The organism is Brachybacterium sp. AOP29-B2-41, from assembly GCF_052378395.1.
GTDB lineage: Bacteria > Actinomycetota > Actinomycetes > Actinomycetales > Dermabacteraceae > Brachybacterium.
Genome location: NZ_JBQSXR010000024.1, coordinates 13,559 through 28,351, shown reverse-complemented (window position 1 = coordinate 28,351; position 14,793 = coordinate 13,559). Strand labels below are relative to the sequence as shown.

Below are 14,793 nucleotides of genomic sequence, written 5' to 3'. Positions count from 1 at the left end.
TGCGGGACGCGATGACGGTGCAGCGGGGGGAGCGGGCGCTCAGCCTGTCGCGCTGGTCGCAGGCCAGGCGTTCGGCGCGCATCCTTCGAGGTCCATGGACTGCTGCAGCATCACGGGCGCGGGTTGCTCGGCTCCGCCGCACTGGGCATGGCTGTGGCCGAGGAGATGACCCACTTCGTGATTGATCATGTAGGCGCGGTACTCCGTGAGGTCGCCATAGGTCGGGGTGGCGTGGAGCCAGCGGTCCGAGTTCAGCGCCACGTCCGGGCCGATGCGGCAGCTCCAGGTCCCTCCGGTCTTCGCCGGCAGGCAGAGCGCATCCACGGTGGGCGGGGACCCCAGTGAGATGGTGAACTCGGCCTCCTCGGCTGTCGCCAGCTGATGGAACGCCACTCCTTCGAGCTCCTGCCAGCCACGGGGATCGGCGAGGACCCGGGCGATCTCCGCCGAAGCCTCCTCGGCACTGACTCCGATGCCGTCCTCGACCCGCACGGCGTAGGTGCGCACCGTCGCACCCTCCGCGGCTGCAGGCGCGGGGGAAGGCTGAGCGAAGGTCCAGGTGCCGGCGCCCACGGTGCCGGTGCGCACCATCGCCTCCTCGTCGGCCGGGCCGTCTCCTTCAGCCTCCGGGGTGCCTTCGGCCTCCGGGGTGAGCGTCTCCACGGTCGCTCCGCCAGCATCCGACGGGCCCTAGCCGCCGGCGTCGTCGGTCGCGGACGCGGTGCGGGAGCTCGAGCCGGGGTTCTGAGAGTCCTCGTCCCCGCCGAGTGCCCGGACCACGGCGACCAGCGCCAGGATCAGCAGCGCGACCAGCAGCAGCACCAGGCCGGAACGGACCAGCCGGCCGCGCCGGGTGAGCCGGAGCTGGGGACGAGGAGCGGAGGGCGGGGGCACAGGCTCACGCTAGAGGACCGGACCGGCTGCGCGACGGAGAAACGCGGGACCCGGGAAGCGGTCTCCACCCTGATAGCCTGGGGCGATGAGCTGCCGCGTCGTCGGCATCGACTCACCGTGCCCGCGACGCCGGGGCTCCTGGCCGCTCGATTCAGGCGGGGTCGGGAGATGCGGGGTCCGTGGTCGTGCCCTCTTCCCGCAGACGCGGTTCGACCCGCATCGACGGGTGATAGCCGGTCTTGTCCGCGTAGAAGTCACGGATCCGGTCCATGTCCGCACCGATGTCGCCGGTGAGTTCGAGGCTCGGGCCCAGTCCGGCGGTCATCGTGGTGCGGTCCACATATCCGAGCACCACCGGCAGCCCGGTGGTGCGGGCGATGCGGTAGAAGCCGGACTTCCAATGGGTGTGCGCGCCGCGGGTCCCGTCGGGCGTGACCACCAGGCCGAACACCTCACCGGCGTGCACCCGGGCCACCACTTCGTCGACCACCTTGCTCGGGTCCGAGCGGTCCACCGGGATCCCGCCCAGAGCCCGCATGATCGGGCCCCTCCACGAAGTGAACAGCGTGTGCTTCCCCAGCCAGCGCAGCGGCAGCCGCAACTTCCAGGAGATCGCGAGCATGAACGCGAAGTCCCAGTTGGAGGTGTGCGGGGCGCCGAGGATGACAGCGGGCTGGCGCGGAGCCGGTTCGGTGACGAGCGTCCAGGGGCTGAGGGCCCAGAAGGCGCGGGCGAGGAGGCGACGGAGCATGGGCTCAACCTAGACGAGGTGGGGGAGCCGAGGGAGCAGAACGCGCAGGCCGTCGCCGCATCTCCAGGAGATCACTCCCCTCCGGGCCGGCGCCTGGTGCGTTTGAGGTCCGCCCGTCGGCTCTTCGCCTCGAGCCGCCGACGTTTCGAGCCCTTCGTGGGGCGAGTCGCCCGGCGCACCACGGGAGGGGCGACAGCCTCCCGCAGCAGTGCTGCGAGACGCTCCCGTGCCGCCCGGCGGTTCTGTCGTTGTGAGCGCTGCTCCGATGCGGTCACGGTGAGGACTGTGCCCGCGAGCTTCCCGGAGAGCCGGGACAGGATCCGTGCCCGCTGGACCGCGTCGAGCGCGGTGGTGGTGGCGAGGTCCAGGCTCAGCTGCACCCGGGAATCGGTGGTGTTGACTCCCTGCCCGCCGGGGCCGGAGGCGTGGGAGAACTGCTCGTCCAGCTCAGCGGCCGGCACCCGCAGGCCGCGCGGTGCGCCGGGGCCCGGGGTGACCAGCAGATCGTCCATACCTCCAGTCTGGCCGACGGGCGGGCGGGAAGGCGCCGGCCGGAGCGTGGGATTGCACGCGTCGACCGCTCCTGACGCGAGCTGCCGGTCAGCGCGCGCCGCCAGTCACCGCGCACTGCTGGCCACCGCGGACTGCTGGCCACCGCGGGCCATGGACGCGGCGGCGCGCAGCGGGCACGATGGCCGTATGACTGAGTCAGCGGGGGCGGCGCACAGTCCAGAGTCGAGCGCCGAGGGGACGGCGCGCACTCGTCGCCCGGCGGTGGCATGGGATCCGGGCGCCGACACGCTCATCGCACTGCTCACCCTCCTGGGATTCTGGGCCTCCTACTGGGCGGGAACCACGATCCATTCCGTGTTCCTCTACGCCGGGATCCTGCTGCTGGGCACTCTGGTGCCGGCGTGGGTGGTGCTGCATCGCCGCCGCGAGGGGCTCGCGGGACTCGGCATCACCCGCCGCTTCCTGGCTCGGTCCCTGGTCATCTCCGCGGTGCTGGGAGTCGGCTCCGCCTATCAGCTGGTCATGCTGTCCGCCGAGCAGGGGATCCCGGTGCTCCCGCACCTGCTCGGGAACCTGATGGTGCTGTGGGAGCCACTGTTCGTCTTCGGCTGGCTCTTCCTACGCTGGGAGCGCGCCTTCGGCTGGCTGCCGGCGATCGGACTGACTGGCGCGGGCTTCACGCTCCAACACGTGGGCAGCGTCCCGCTGCTCGCGGCACTGAGCTTCGGCGCCTTCGCACTCGTCTTCGCCGTCGTGTTCGCCCTGGTGCGGAACCTGCTGATCCTGTGGCCGCTGTTCTACCCGGTCGCCAGCGGGATCGGCACTCTGCAGTCCGGCTTCGCGATGGACTGGGGCGACGTGGTGATCGGGGCGGCGCTGCTGGTGGTCCAGCTTGCGATCATCCTCGGGGTGTGGAGGACTCGCCGCCTATAGTCGCCTCGGCACCGCTCGTCGCTCCGGCACCGCTCGTTGCCTCGGCACCGCCGAGACCGGTATCGGTGCCGGTGAGACCGTCAGGAGTCGAGCAGGTGGAACCGATGACCCTTCCGTTCCAGCGCAGCGAGCGCGCGGCACCGATGGCACCCGCGCTCGCCGCCGCGCTGCGCGATGCCGATCTCGGCGTGCGCCGAGGCGTCGTGGAGCTCTCGGAGCCCTCGCCCCGCTGGGCCCGGACATTCGCCGGGCTGGTCGACGCGCTGACACCCACCCGCCCGGTCGACGCCCTCGCCCTCGAACACATCGGGTCCACCTCAGTGCCCGGCCTGCCCGCCAAAGCGATCCTCGACGTGGCGATCGGTCAGCGGCCCGGCTCGGACCCGCTGCCGCTGCACGGGTGGCTGATGCGCGCCGGGCATCTCTACCGCGGCGAAGCCGATGGGAACCGCCCCGATCGGATCTACGCCCTCGAGCTCGAGCCTGGAGTGCGGCTGGTCAATGTCCACGTGCTCGACCACGGTGATGAGCAGTGGCGCCGCTATCTCGCCTTCCGCGATCACCTGCGCACCCACCCGGCGGAGCGCGATGCCTATGCGAAGTGCAAGCGGCGCCTGGCCAGGGAGCACCCCGAGGACCGGCTCGCGTACGTGCAGGCCAAGGGCTCGTTCATCACCGGCCGAGATACCGGAACCTCCGAGGGGTAGCCGCGCGACCACCACCGGGGCACGATGGAGCCATGGCTGATTCGAAGAAAGTTCTGTCCTCCACCGAGATCGCCGACGCCGCCCTCGAAGGCTGGCAGCAGGACGGCGAGACGCTCACCGCCGGCTTCGCCACCGGTGATTTCGCCACCGGTCTCGATCTTGTGAACCGCATCGGTGCCGCCGCAGAGAAGGCGAACCATCACCCGGACCTCACCCTCACCTATCCGGAGGTCACGGTGACGCTGACGAGCCACGACGTCGGTGGCGTCACCAGCCGCGACCTGGAGCTTGCCCGCGTCATCAGCGGTTATGCCGCGCAGCTCGACATCGCCGCCTCGCAAGGCTGAACCGCCTCGCCCGGCTGAACCCGCCTCGCCATGCTGAACGGCCGTGCCAGGCTGAATGGCTGCGCCAGGCTGAATGGCTGCGCACAGCTGAACGGCCGCGTGACGCTGAACGGATTCGGGGCGGGGTGCAGCGAGCGGTGAGCAGGAGCTCGCCGCTCACACGCGATGCGCCCCGGCGACCCCGGTCTCGATCACGAAGGAGGCGTCCGTCTCGCGCGGCGCATCCGCAGTGGAGACGTACTCCACGGTGTGGAAATCAGCCCGGAACTGCTCGGGGGAGACCTCACAGGTGACATAGCCGCGACGATCCTGGCGGTAGTGCATGTACGGCATGTCGCTCTGCCACAGCTCGAGCTGGCCGTCGGAGACGTTCATCCCGTCGCCGTTGGAGGTGACCGAGGTGACCACCACCTCGCTTCCGAGGACAGGGCTCGCATCGTCCTCGAAGTCTCGGCGCAGGTCGTTGAGGTAGTGGCAGTGGACATCCCCGGTGAGGACCACGAAGTTCTCGATCTCACGCTCGGCGACGAGGCCGAGGACCCTGTCGCGGGACCCCTGGTACCCGTCCCAGCCGTCGTTGTACGCGCCGGGCCCGCCGACCTTGTAGTCCATGTTCGCGAAGAAGATCTGCTGCGGCACCACATTCCACACAGCGCGTGATTCCACCAGACTCTGCTCGAGCCAGCGGTGCTGCTCCTCGCCGAGCATGTCGGTGGCCCACTGCTCGGGGCCCACCATGTCCTTCTTCCCGCCGTAGGGCTGCGGGTCGCGGTACTGGCGGGTGTCCAGCACGCTGAACCGCGCGAGATCCCCGTAGTCGAATCCGCGGTACAGCGGCAAGGCGGTGTCCACCGGCTTGCGGAAGCGGCGCAGGGGCATGTGCTCCCAGTACGCCTGGTAGGCCGCGGTGCGGCGCGCTGTGAAGTCCGCGGTGGAGGCATTTCCCTGGCCCGGGTCGTCGTTCTCCGGGGACATGCCCGCGTAGTTGTTGTCCACTTCGTGGTCGTCCCAGGTCACGATCCAGGGCGCGGCGGCGTGGGCCGCCTGCAGGTCCTTGTCGGTCTTCTGCTGGGCGTGGCGGCGGCGATACTCGCCCAGGGTGTGAATCTCATCGCCCTCGTGGCGTCGCACCCCGCCCTGCTTCCCGGCCGCGTACTCGTAGAGGTAGTCGCCCAGGCAGAACACCACGTCCAGATCGTCCTGGGCCAGGTGCTTGTAGGCGGTGAACCACCCCTGCTCGAAGCTCGCACAGGAGGTGACGCCGAAGGAGATCGGGCTCAGGGATCCGGCCGCCGGTGCGGTGCGGGTGCGACCTGCGGGGGAGATCTCTCCACCGACCCGGAAGCGGTACCAGTACGGCGTCCCCGGTGCGAGCCCTCCCACCTCGACGTGCACGCTGTGGGCCTCCTCGGGCAGTGCCTGCACGGTCCCGCTCTGCAGGACGGTCGCGAAGTCGTCGTCCTCCGCGATCTCCCACTCGACCTCGACGGTGCGCTGCGGCATCCCGCCGTCCTCGAGCAGCGGTTCCGGGGCGAGGCGGGTCCACAGCACCACCGAGTCCGGCAGCGGATCACCGGAGGCGACCCCGAGGGTGAACGGTGCGGCGACCCGGCCGGCGGTCAGCGCGAGGATCGAGGCGGGGACGGCGAGACCCGCACCGAGCGCGGCACCGCCGATGAGCATGGTGCGGCGGCTGGGACGGGTGAGGAGAGGAAGGGGCACGGGTACTCCAGATCGGGAACGAGCCGTGTCGTCAACGGCCCCGACCACCGTAGGAGCGCACCCCTCCGCAGTTCACGGGAGGGACCATGACCATGCGGTGAACATCCTCGGAACGGCTGAGTTCAGGTTCCATCAGCACGGCGGCCTGCGCCCCGCCGGATGCGCCGAAAGGGTATTCCTGGGGGCCGATCGCGGCTACAGTTCGCGCACCAGGTCCGTCGTGCCCGATGACGAGCGCGGCGGGATGAAGGACCCCATACCCACGACGACGTGCGGAGGACCTCATGACACCGGATTCCCTCACCCTCTCCCCGGCGAGCCTCACCACGGTCGGGGTGATCGTGGTGATCGCCCTGATCGCGATCGCGATGGCCCTCCGATTCCGCACCGAGGTGCTGCGCGCCAAGACCGGCACCGACGCCATGAACGAGGTCGCCGCGGCGGTCCAGGAGGGCGCCGCCGCGTACCTCCGTCGTCAGCTGCGCACCCTGGGCGTCTTCGCCGTGCTCACCTTCCTGCTGCTCCTGCTGCTGCCCACCCACGGCGCCACCGGCACCGAGGGGATGCTGCTGCGCGTCGCCCGCTCGGTCGCCTTCCTGGTCGGTGCGGGGTTCTCGGGCCTGATCGGCTACCTCGGGATGTGGCTCGCAGTGCGCGCGAACGTGCGGGTCGCCGCAGCGGCGCACGAGGTCGGCCGAGATCCGGCGATGCTCATCGCCGTGCGCACCGGGGCCTGCGTCGGGATGGCGACGATAGGCTTCGGCCTGCTCGGCGCGGGGATCGTGGTGCTCCTCTTCCGCGGGGACGCCGCCCTGGTGCTCGAGGGCTTCGGCTTCGGCGCCGCGATGGTCGCGATGTTCATGCGCGTCGGCGGCGGCATCTTCACCAAGGCCGCCGACGTCGGCGCCGACCTGGTCGGCAAGCTCGAGAAGAACATCCCCGAGGACGATCCCCGCAACGCCGCGACCATCGCGGACAACGTCGGCGACAACGTGGGGGACTGCGCCGGGATGGCGGCGGACCTCTTCGAGTCCTATGCCGTGACCCTCGTCGCCGCGCTCATCCTGGGCCGGGCCGCCTTCGGGGAGGCCGGCATGGTCTTCCCCCTCATCGTCCCCGCGATCGGTGTGCTCACCGCCCTGATCGGCATCTACCTCACCACCCCGAAGCGGGGCCAGAGCGCCCTGACCACGATCCGCCGCTCCTTCCTGGTCTCCGCCGCGATCTCCGCGGTGCTGTGCACGATCGCTGCCTTCCTCTACCTCCCCGGCACCTTCGCCGAGCTCGGGATCGAGGAGACCACCGCCGCGATCGACGATCCGCGGATCATCGCTGCCGGAGCCGTGGCGATCGGCATCGCCCTCGGTGTGCTGATCCTCTACCTCACCGGCTACTACACCAGCACCGAGGACCGCCCCGTGCGCCAGGTCGCCGCGACCTCCCGCACCGGCGCCGCGACCGTGGTGCTCTCCGGCTTCTCCCTCGGGCTGGAATCCGCGGTGTTCACCGCGCTGGTCATCGCCGCCGCCGTGTTCGGCGCCTTCCTGCTCGGCGGCTCCGGCATCGCCGGCCTGTTCGCGATCGCGCTCGCCGGCTGCGGCCTGCTCACCACCGTCGGCGTGATCGTCGCGATGGACACCTTCGGCCCGGTGACCGACAACGCCCAGGGCATCGCCGAGATGTCCGGGGACGTCGATGTCGAGGGCGCCCAGGTGCTCACCGAGCTCGACGCCGTCGGCAACACCACCAAGGCCATCACCAAGGGCATCGCGATCGCGACCGCCGTGCTCGCCGCGACCGCCCTGTTCGGCTCCTACACCGACGCGATCCGTGATGTGCTCGGGGACCGCTACCAGGACTTCCTGGATCAGTCCGTCGTCTTCTCCCCGCAGACCCTGGTCGGCGTGATCATCGGCGGCGCCGTGGTGTTCCTGTTCTCCGGCCTCGCGATCAGCGCCGTCGGCCGGGCCGCCGGTGCTGTGGTGTATGAGGTGCGCCGCCAGTTCCGCGAGATCGCCGGGATCATGGAGGGCACCGCGAAGCCCGAGTACGGGCGGGTGGTGGACATCGTCACCCGCGACTCGCTGCGGGAGCTCGCCACCCCCGGCCTGCTCGCCGTCGCCGCCCCGATCGCCGTCGGCTTCGGCCTCGGAGCGCCGGCCCTCGCCGGCTATCTCGCCGGCGCCATCGCCACCGGCGTGCTGATGGCGATCATGCTCGCCAACTCCGGCGGAGCCTGGGACAACGCCAAGAAGCTCGTGGAGGACGGCCACCACGGCGGCAAGGGCTCGCTCGCACATGAGGCCACCATCATCGGAGACACCGTCGGCGATCCGTTCAAGGACACCGCCGGCCCCTCCATCAACCCGCTGCTCAAGGTGATGAACCTGGTCGCGGTGCTGATCGCCCCCGCCGTGGTCGGGATGAGCGCGCTCAGCGGCGAAGAGAACCCGCTGCGCTACCTGATCGCCGCCGCGGCCGTCCTCGCCATCGCCGTGACGGTGACGATCTCCATCCGCCGCGGCGTGGTCCTGGATGCCGAGGTGGAGAACGGCGCCAGGTCGGACCTCTCCTGAACCGAATCCCGGCGGTGGTCGCTCCGCTCGAGGACACCCCCGGGGCCGCCGAGACCGCCGAGGATCGACGCCTCGACGTCCGGGAGGGCGAGCCGGGCTCAGGCCCGCGTGACTCGCCCTCGAAGGGGTAGCGCCGGAGTGCTTAGCATGAGCCCATGAACCACTTGCCTGCCAGCAGCTCCGCCGATGCAGCCGCAGCCGACTCCCGTCGCGTCCAGCAGGAGCGGCAGCGCTTCTTCATCGCGTTCGCCGTGATGGAGGGGATCGTGCTCGCGCTCGCGGCCGTCCTGATCTATGTCCTCGAGCTGATCGACCCCGCGCTGGGGCACTGGGTGCTCATCGCGATCGCACTCCTCGGGGGCGGCATCCTCAGCACTTACCTGGTCATCTCCATGCGCCCGAGTCGGCAGGGGTCGGCACCTGTGTCCGGTGCTGGGGATCGCAGCGTGTAGACGAGGGGACGGTTCCGAGGTCCGTCAGGAGTCCGCCCTTGTCGAAGAGCCTCGGGTTCGCCGCGAACCGGGGCCCTCCGGCACGGCGCAGATCCATCGGCATCTCGCGGGGGCCGCGAGCGCAGGCGCGGCGCGGGGAGCTGCTCGGCGCCGGGCCGCATCGTCCCGACGGCCGGGCTCACGGCGCGCAGTCGATGCACCTCGTCGCCTCGGGCCGGGCCACGAGCCGGGCCGGAGCGATGGGCCTGGGCCGACCACACGGTAAGGGCCTTGGTCCCTGAGGTACGCCCTGCCTTCTTACTAACATGACAACATGATCGAGAACTCAAAACTCACCGTCATCGGAGCCGGCGCCGTCGGCTCCAGCGTCGCCTACGCGGCCCTCATCCGCGGGTCCGCCCGCCACGTCGCGCTGTATGACATCAACGCCGAGAAGACCGAGGCGGAGGTGCTGGACCTCGCCCACGGCACTTTGTTCACCCGCGGCGGCGACATCATCGGCGGCTCGGACATCGCTGTGGCCGAGGGATCGCACGTCGTGGTCATCACCGCCGGTGCCAAGCAGAAGCCCGGCCAGACCCGCATCGAACTGGCCGCGACGAATGCGAAGATCGTCCGCTCCCTCATGCGTCAGACTCTCGAGGTCGCGCCCGACGCCGTCTTCGTCATCGTCACCAACCCCTGCGACGTGCTGACCATGCTCGCCCACGAGGGCTCCGGGCTCCCGGCCGAGCGCGTCTTCTCCTCCGGCACCGTGCTGGACTCCTCGCGGCTGCGGTGGGAGATCGCGCGCCGCACGAACGTGGCGTCCACCAGCGTGCACGCCCAGATCGTCGGCGAGCACGGGGACACCGAGTTCCCGCTGTGGTCCGCCGCCCGCATCAATGCGGTGCCGATCCTCGACTGGACCGGCGAGGACCGGACGCCGATGTTCACCCCCGAACAGCTCGACCAGATCGCGGTCGACGTGCGCGACGCCGCCTACAAGGTCATCCAGGGCAAGGGCGCCACGAACTACGCCATCGGCCTGTCCAGCGCCCGCATCGTCGAGGCGATCCTCGGCGACGAGAACGCCGTGCTGAACGTCTCCACGGTGCTCTCCGACTTCCACGGCATCGACGGCGTCGCGCTGTCCGTGCCGAGCATCGTCAACTCCTCCGGCGCCCACCCCATCTACGAGACCCCCTTCGACGAGCAGGAGATCGCGAAGCTGCGCGAGTCCGCCGCGGCGCTCGAGAAGGTCGCCGCGGACCTGCGCGACTGATCCGCCGTCGCGATCCACGGGAGGAGCGAGGGACTCCCGCGGATGACCCCACCCCCGACCCCCGGGGACCGCGATCCGGTCGCCGCGGGTCGATCCCCTCGTGCCCGCCGGCGTGACACCGTCCCCGGCCCCGATCCAGAGGAACCCCGCACATGTGGATGCAATCCATCGACCCCCTCGGCAACCTGACGCTCTCCGCGCTGGTCGCCGCCCTGCCCATCCTCGTCTTCCTCCTCCTGATGGTGGTCTTCAAGCTCTCGGGAGTGATCTCGGGACTGATCGCCCTGGTGGTCGAGGTGCTCGTCGCACTGCTCGTCTTCGGCATGCCGGCCTCGGCCGTGGCCGGCGCCGGGCTCTCCGGCCTGCTCACCGCGATCTGGCCGATCGCCTACATCATCGTGATGGCGGTGTGGCTCTACCGCCTGGCCGTGTTCTCGGGCCGCTTCGACATCATCCGCTCCTCGATCGGAGCGATCTCCGCTGACCAGCGGGTGCAGGTGCTGCTGATCAGCTTCGGCTTCGGCGCCTTCCTCGAGGGGGTGGCAGGCTTCGGCGTCCCCATCGCGATCTGCGCCGCCCTGCTGGTGCAGCTCGGTTTCACGCCCATCAGGGCCGCGGTGATCTCGCTGGTCGCGAACGCCGGTGCCGGCGCCTACGGCGCGATCGGCATCCCGGTGCTGGTCGGCGCCCAGGTGACCGGCCTGGACGTCATGGAGCTCTCCCGCGCTCTGGTCATCGTGCTGCAGCCGCTGACGTTCCTGATCCCGTTCTTGCTGGTGGTGATGATGGACGGGCTGCGGGGACTGCGCGAGACCTTCCCGCTCACCCTGGTGGTCTCCGTGGTCTTCAGCGGGGTGCAGGGCGGGGTGCTGTGGTTCCTCGGCCCCGAACTGGCGGACATCGGCGCGGGCCTGGCGGCGATGGTGGCCGTCTTCGCCGTGAGCCGGGTGTGGAAGCCGCGACGGATCTACCGCGAGAACGACTCCCCGATCCCCGAGGCCGAGAAGCACAGCTTCCACGAGGTGGTGGTGGCCTGGAGCCCCTTCTACATCCTCTCCGGCTTCATCCTGCTATGGTCGCTGCCCCCGGTGAAGGAGCTGTTCGCCACCGGCGCCCTCGCCGCCACCACCCTCCGCGTCCCGCTGCCCGGCCTGACCGGGGAGGTCTCCACCGCCGCCGGCGACCTCGTCGAGTACACCTGGAACGTCTCGATCCTCGGCGCCACCGGTACCGCGATCCTGCTCGCCGTGATCCTCTCCTTCCTCACCACCCCGCAGGTCTCCCTGCGCGAGCTGCTCCGCGAGCTGGGCGGCACCCTCAAGAGCCTGGGCAAGGCGATCGTGCTGATCGCTGTGATCCTGGTGCTCGCCAACATCGCCAACTACTCCGGGGGCTCGACCTCGATGGGCTCGGCGCTGGCCGCCGTCGGACCGCTGTTCCCGCTGATCGCTCCCGTGATCGGCTGGATCGGGGTGTTCCTGACCGGCTCCGTCGTCAACAACAACACCCTGTTCGCTCCGCTGCAGGTCGCCACCGCCGAGGGCATCGGGGCGGCGCCCGCGCTGCTGGTGGGCGGCAACACCGCCGGCGGCACCACCGCGAAGGTCATCTCCCCGCAGTCGATCGCGATCGCCGCTGGCGCGGTGGGCCTGTCCGGCCGGGAGGGCGAGATCCTGCGCCGGGCGATCGCTCCGAGCCTGGGGATGCTGGCCGTCATCTGCGTATGGAACTTCGTGCTCGCGCTGCTGCTGTGAGCGGCGGCGTGGTGCCGGTGCGCGTGGTCTCCACCTGCAGCAGCCGTCCGCGCCAGGTATTCGGCAGCGGGGTCGAGGCCTCCGAGCACATCGACCGGCTGCGCGGCGATCAGGGCTGAGGCACCCGGCCCCGGCACCGCAGTCGTCGGTCCTCGTCACCGCAGCCGTCGGTCCCCCGTGAGCAGCAGTCGCAGCCAGTGGTGGCCGTATCCGCCGACGTCCAGGGTGAGCCGCCCCTCCTGACCGATGGTGTGCCGCTCGCCGCTGAAGAGGTCGAGCACCTCGGTGCCGTCCTCGACCTCGGCAACGTGGACGGTCAGCGTGGTGGCCGCGGGTGCGAGGTTGTGCACCAGCACGGAGGAGGAGGTGCCGCCGCCGAAGGGGTTCCAGGTGCAGCGATGCACGAGCACCGCGGGGGCGTCCGACGCGAGGACCTCGTAGTCGCCCATCCCGACCTCGGGGCATTCCCGGTAGCGGCGGGCGAGCTGCCCGATGAAGGACAGCAGCGAGTCCGGGTCGGAGCGCTGATCCTCGGCGTTGACGTGCTCTGCCCCGTAGGGTCCCCCGGTCACAGGGGCGACGAGAGCGGACGGCTTCGCGACGGAGAAGCCGCCGTTCTTGCCCGCCGTCCACTGCATCGGGGAGCGCACCGAGAGTCGACCGGGGATGTCGAGGTTCTCGCCCATGCCGATCTCCTCGCCGTAGAACAGCACCGGCGTGCCGGGCAGGGCGAACAGCAGCGAGTAGACCATCGTGAGCCGCCGAGGATCGCCGTCGAGCATCGGAGGCAGCCGTCGCCGCAGCCCGCGACCGTACAGCTGCATCTCCTCCTCGGGCCCGAAGGCGTCGAAGACCTCCTGGCGCTCGTCCTCGCTGAGCTTGTCGAGCGTGAGCTCGTCGTGGTTGCGCACGAAGGTCGCGAACTGCCGGGTGGGCTTCAGCGACGGCCGACGGTTCAGTGTGCGCGCCATCTCGGTGGCATCATGCCGAGCCAGCGACAGGTACATCCGCTGCATCAGCTCGAAGTCGAACATCATGGTCAGCTCATCGGCGTCGTCGCCCCCGAAGAACGCCATCTGCTCCTCGTAGGGCAGGTTCACCTCGCCGAGCAGGATCGCATCGCCGCGTCGGCGGCCGATGAAAGCGGAGAGGCTGCGCAGGTACTCGTGGGGGTCGGAGTAGTCGGCGGAGGCGTCCGGCACGATGCCGCGGCTCTCGATGAAGTACGGCACCGCGTCCACCCGGAAGCCGTCCAGGCCAAGCTGCAGCCAGAACCCGATGATCTTCGCGACCTCCTGCTGCACCGCCGGATTGGTGATGTTGAGGTCCGGCTGCTCGGAGTAGAAGTTGTGCAGGTAGTACTGGCCGGCCTTCTCGTCGTAGGTCCACAGCGAGTCCTCTGCGTCGGGGAAGACCACCTGGTCGGAGGTGTCCTCGGGCGGCTCGTCCCGCCACACGTAGTAGTCGCGGTACGGGCTGTCGCGGGACGAGCGAGCCGCTGTGAACCACGGATGCTGGTGGGAGGTGTGGTTGACGACCAGGTCCATGATCACGCGCATCCCGCGGTCCTTCGCCGTGCGGAGCAGCTCCACCAGGTCGCCGTGGTCGCCCAGACGGGGATCCACGCCGTAGTAGTCGATGATGTCGTAGCCGTCGTCACGGCCCTTGGTGGGGTTCAGCGGCATCAGCCACAGACAGGTCACCCCGAGTCCGGCCAGGTAGTCCAGACGCTGCGAGAGGCCGTCGATGTCGCCGACGCCGTCGTCGTTGCCGTCGAAGAACTTCTCGATGTCCAGGCAGTACACGACGGCGGACTTCCACCATTGGTCCGAGGTCTCGGTCTTCAGCACGGGGTCTCCTCACGGGGACGGGAACGGGGCCGGGGTGCGGGGCCCTCACTGCGGGCGGTCGGTCACCGCAGCTGGGGCAGGACCTTCTCGCCGAAGGCCTCCAGGAACGGTCGCTGCTGCTGGCCGACGTGGTGCAGGTACACCTCGTCGAAGCCGAGGGACGCCAAGTCGTGGATCTGCTCGGTGAGCTCGCCGAGGTCGGAGGAGACCAGCACCGCCTCGCGCAGCTGCTCGGAGCCGACTCCGTGCTCGCTGACCGCGTCGTAGGTCGCCACGCGAAGGTCGGTGGAGGCGGGGGAGGGGAAGATGTTGGAGCGCCACTGGTCGTGCGCCACAGCGAACGCCTCCTGTTCGGTCGGGGCCCAGGCCAGGTGGACCTGGAGGATGCGGTGCGGCGCGCCACCGGCATCCGCCCAGCGGTCGAGCATCTCGCGCAGCAGGGACGGATCCTGGTTGATGGTCGCGAGCCCGTCGGCCCAGCGCGCCCCGCGCATCGCGGTGGCCACACTGATCGCCGGCGCGATCAGCGGCGGCCGCGGCTCGGCGAGCTCCCAGACGGTCGCCTCCTCGACCGTGACCAGGCCGTCGTGGGAGACCGTCTCGCCGGCGAGCAGACGACGGATCACCTCGACACTCTCCTCGAGGCGCTGCTGTCGGACGTCCTTGCGGGGCCACCCCTGCCCGGTCACGTGCTCATTGGCGAACTGGCCGGTGCCCAGCGCGGTCCAGAAGCGTCCCGGGAACATCTGCCCGAGGGTGGCGATCGCCTGGGCGACGATCGCGGGGTGGTAGCGCTGCCCGGGGGCGGTGACGGTGCCGAAGGTCAGCTCGGTGGTGGCGAGCGCCGCGCCCAGCCAGGGCCAAGCCATCCCGGCATGCCCCTGCCTCTGCGACCACGGCTCGAGATGGTCCGAGCACATGGCCGCCTGGAATCCGACCTGCTCGGCCAGCTGGACGTCCGCGAGCAGCTGGCGCGGGGAGATCTGCTCGTGGGAGGCATGGAAGCCGTAGACAGTCATGTCGTCGTTCC

16 protein-coding genes are annotated in these 14,793 nt (G+C 70.2%); 8 read left to right on the top strand and 8 right to left on the bottom strand.

From position 1 onward, the window contains the following. Positions 1 to 39: 39 nt before the first annotated feature. The 4 genes from ACT3T9_RS16845 to arfB all read right to left on the bottom strand — a co-directional run bounded on the left by ACT3T9_RS16845 (position 40) and on the right by arfB (position 2,157). Entirely contained in the window at positions 40 to 663 is a 624-nt protein-coding gene (locus ACT3T9_RS16845) for a DUF3152 domain-containing protein (RefSeq protein WP_441445694.1), read from the bottom strand. A 27-nt stretch (positions 664 to 690) separates the two neighbouring features. Beyond that, positions 691 to 894, bottom strand: coding sequence for a hypothetical protein (locus ACT3T9_RS16840; protein WP_441445695.1), 204 nt, complete (start codon positions 892 to 894; stop codon positions 691 to 693). A gap of 151 nt (positions 895 to 1,045) precedes the next feature. Then, the gene (locus ACT3T9_RS16835; protein WP_441445696.1) at positions 1,046 to 1,645 is read right to left on the bottom strand and encodes a 1-acyl-sn-glycerol-3-phosphate acyltransferase; all 600 of its coding nucleotides are present in this window, start codon (positions 1,643 to 1,645) and stop codon (positions 1,046 to 1,048) included. A gap of 71 nt (positions 1,646 to 1,716) precedes the next feature. Next, positions 1,717 to 2,157, bottom strand: a complete 441-nt coding sequence (arfB, locus tag ACT3T9_RS16830) for an alternative ribosome rescue aminoacyl-tRNA hydrolase ArfB (RefSeq protein ID WP_441445697.1) — start codon at positions 2,155 to 2,157, stop codon at positions 1,717 to 1,719. Between the two features lie 187 nt (positions 2,158 to 2,344). Here arfB and ACT3T9_RS16825 point away from each other — a divergent pair, with 187 nt between their 5' ends. The 3 genes from ACT3T9_RS16825 (at position 2,345) to ACT3T9_RS16815 (ending at position 4,145) form a co-directional block, all read left to right on the top strand. Next, complete coding sequence (locus tag ACT3T9_RS16825) at positions 2,345 to 3,091, top strand: hypothetical protein (protein ID WP_441445698.1); 747 nt, start codon at positions 2,345 to 2,347, stop codon at positions 3,089 to 3,091. A 104-nt stretch (positions 3,092 to 3,195) separates the two neighbouring features. Further along, positions 3,196 to 3,798, top strand: a complete 603-nt coding sequence (locus tag ACT3T9_RS16820) for a GrpB family protein (protein ID WP_442331894.1) — start codon at positions 3,196 to 3,198, stop codon at positions 3,796 to 3,798. 32 nt (positions 3,799 to 3,830) lie between these two features. Then, complete coding sequence (locus ACT3T9_RS16815; protein ID WP_441445700.1) at positions 3,831 to 4,145, top strand: 4a-hydroxytetrahydrobiopterin dehydratase; 315 nt, start codon at positions 3,831 to 3,833, stop codon at positions 4,143 to 4,145. A gap of 156 nt (positions 4,146 to 4,301) precedes the next feature. Here ACT3T9_RS16815 and ACT3T9_RS16810 read toward each other — a convergent pair whose 3' ends face one another. After that, entirely contained in the window at positions 4,302 to 5,867 is a 1,566-nt protein-coding gene (locus ACT3T9_RS16810) for an alkaline phosphatase D family protein (protein WP_441445701.1), read from the bottom strand. Between the two features lie 284 nt (positions 5,868 to 6,151). On the opposite strand from ACT3T9_RS16810, the gene ACT3T9_RS16805 reads away from it, so the two are divergent. Next, the gene (locus ACT3T9_RS16805) at positions 6,152 to 8,443 is read left to right on the top strand and encodes a sodium-translocating pyrophosphatase (RefSeq protein WP_441445702.1); all 2,292 of its coding nucleotides are present in this window, start codon (positions 6,152 to 6,154) and stop codon (positions 8,441 to 8,443) included. A 155-nt stretch (positions 8,444 to 8,598) separates the two neighbouring features. Then, on the top strand, positions 8,599 to 8,895 hold the full coding sequence (locus ACT3T9_RS16800) for a hypothetical protein (protein WP_441445703.1): 297 nt from the start codon (positions 8,599 to 8,601) through the stop codon (positions 8,893 to 8,895). 178 nt (positions 8,896 to 9,073) lie between these two features. Here ACT3T9_RS16800 and ACT3T9_RS16795 read toward each other — a convergent pair whose 3' ends face one another. Beyond that, complete coding sequence (locus ACT3T9_RS16795; RefSeq protein ID WP_441445704.1) at positions 9,074 to 9,202, bottom strand: TraR/DksA C4-type zinc finger protein; 129 nt, start codon at positions 9,200 to 9,202, stop codon at positions 9,074 to 9,076. Between the two features lie 6 nt (positions 9,203 to 9,208). On the opposite strand from ACT3T9_RS16795, the gene ACT3T9_RS16790 reads away from it, so the two are divergent. The 3 genes from ACT3T9_RS16790 to ACT3T9_RS16780 all read left to right on the top strand — a co-directional run bounded on the left by ACT3T9_RS16790 (position 9,209) and on the right by ACT3T9_RS16780 (position 12,032). After that, the gene (locus tag ACT3T9_RS16790) at positions 9,209 to 10,159 is read left to right on the top strand and encodes an L-lactate dehydrogenase (RefSeq protein WP_441445705.1); all 951 of its coding nucleotides are present in this window, start codon (positions 9,209 to 9,211) and stop codon (positions 10,157 to 10,159) included. 152 nt (positions 10,160 to 10,311) lie between these two features. After that, positions 10,312 to 11,913: an L-lactate permease gene (locus ACT3T9_RS16785; RefSeq protein WP_441445706.1), complete on the top strand. Its 1,602-nt coding sequence runs from the start codon at positions 10,312 to 10,314 to the stop codon at positions 11,911 to 11,913. Then, positions 11,883 to 12,032, top strand: coding sequence for a hypothetical protein (locus ACT3T9_RS16780; protein ID WP_441445707.1), 150 nt, complete (start codon positions 11,883 to 11,885; stop codon positions 12,030 to 12,032). The genes ACT3T9_RS16785 and ACT3T9_RS16780 overlap by 31 nt, the downstream gene beginning before the upstream one ends. A 36-nt stretch (positions 12,033 to 12,068) precedes the next feature. Here ACT3T9_RS16780 and ACT3T9_RS16775 read toward each other — a convergent pair whose 3' ends face one another. Together ACT3T9_RS16775 and ACT3T9_RS16770 are read right to left on the bottom strand one after the other, a co-directional pair. Then, on the bottom strand, positions 12,069 to 13,763 hold the full coding sequence (locus ACT3T9_RS16775) for an alpha-amylase family protein (RefSeq protein WP_441445708.1): 1,695 nt from the start codon (positions 13,761 to 13,763) through the stop codon (positions 12,069 to 12,071). A gap of 62 nt (positions 13,764 to 13,825) precedes the next feature. After that, positions 13,826 to 14,782 carry a TIGR03885 family FMN-dependent LLM class oxidoreductase gene (locus ACT3T9_RS16770; protein ID WP_441445709.1) on the bottom strand — a complete coding sequence of 319 codons (957 nt, stop codon included), beginning with the start codon at positions 14,780 to 14,782 and terminating at the stop codon, positions 13,826 to 13,828. Positions 14,783 to 14,793: the final 11 nt, after the last annotated feature.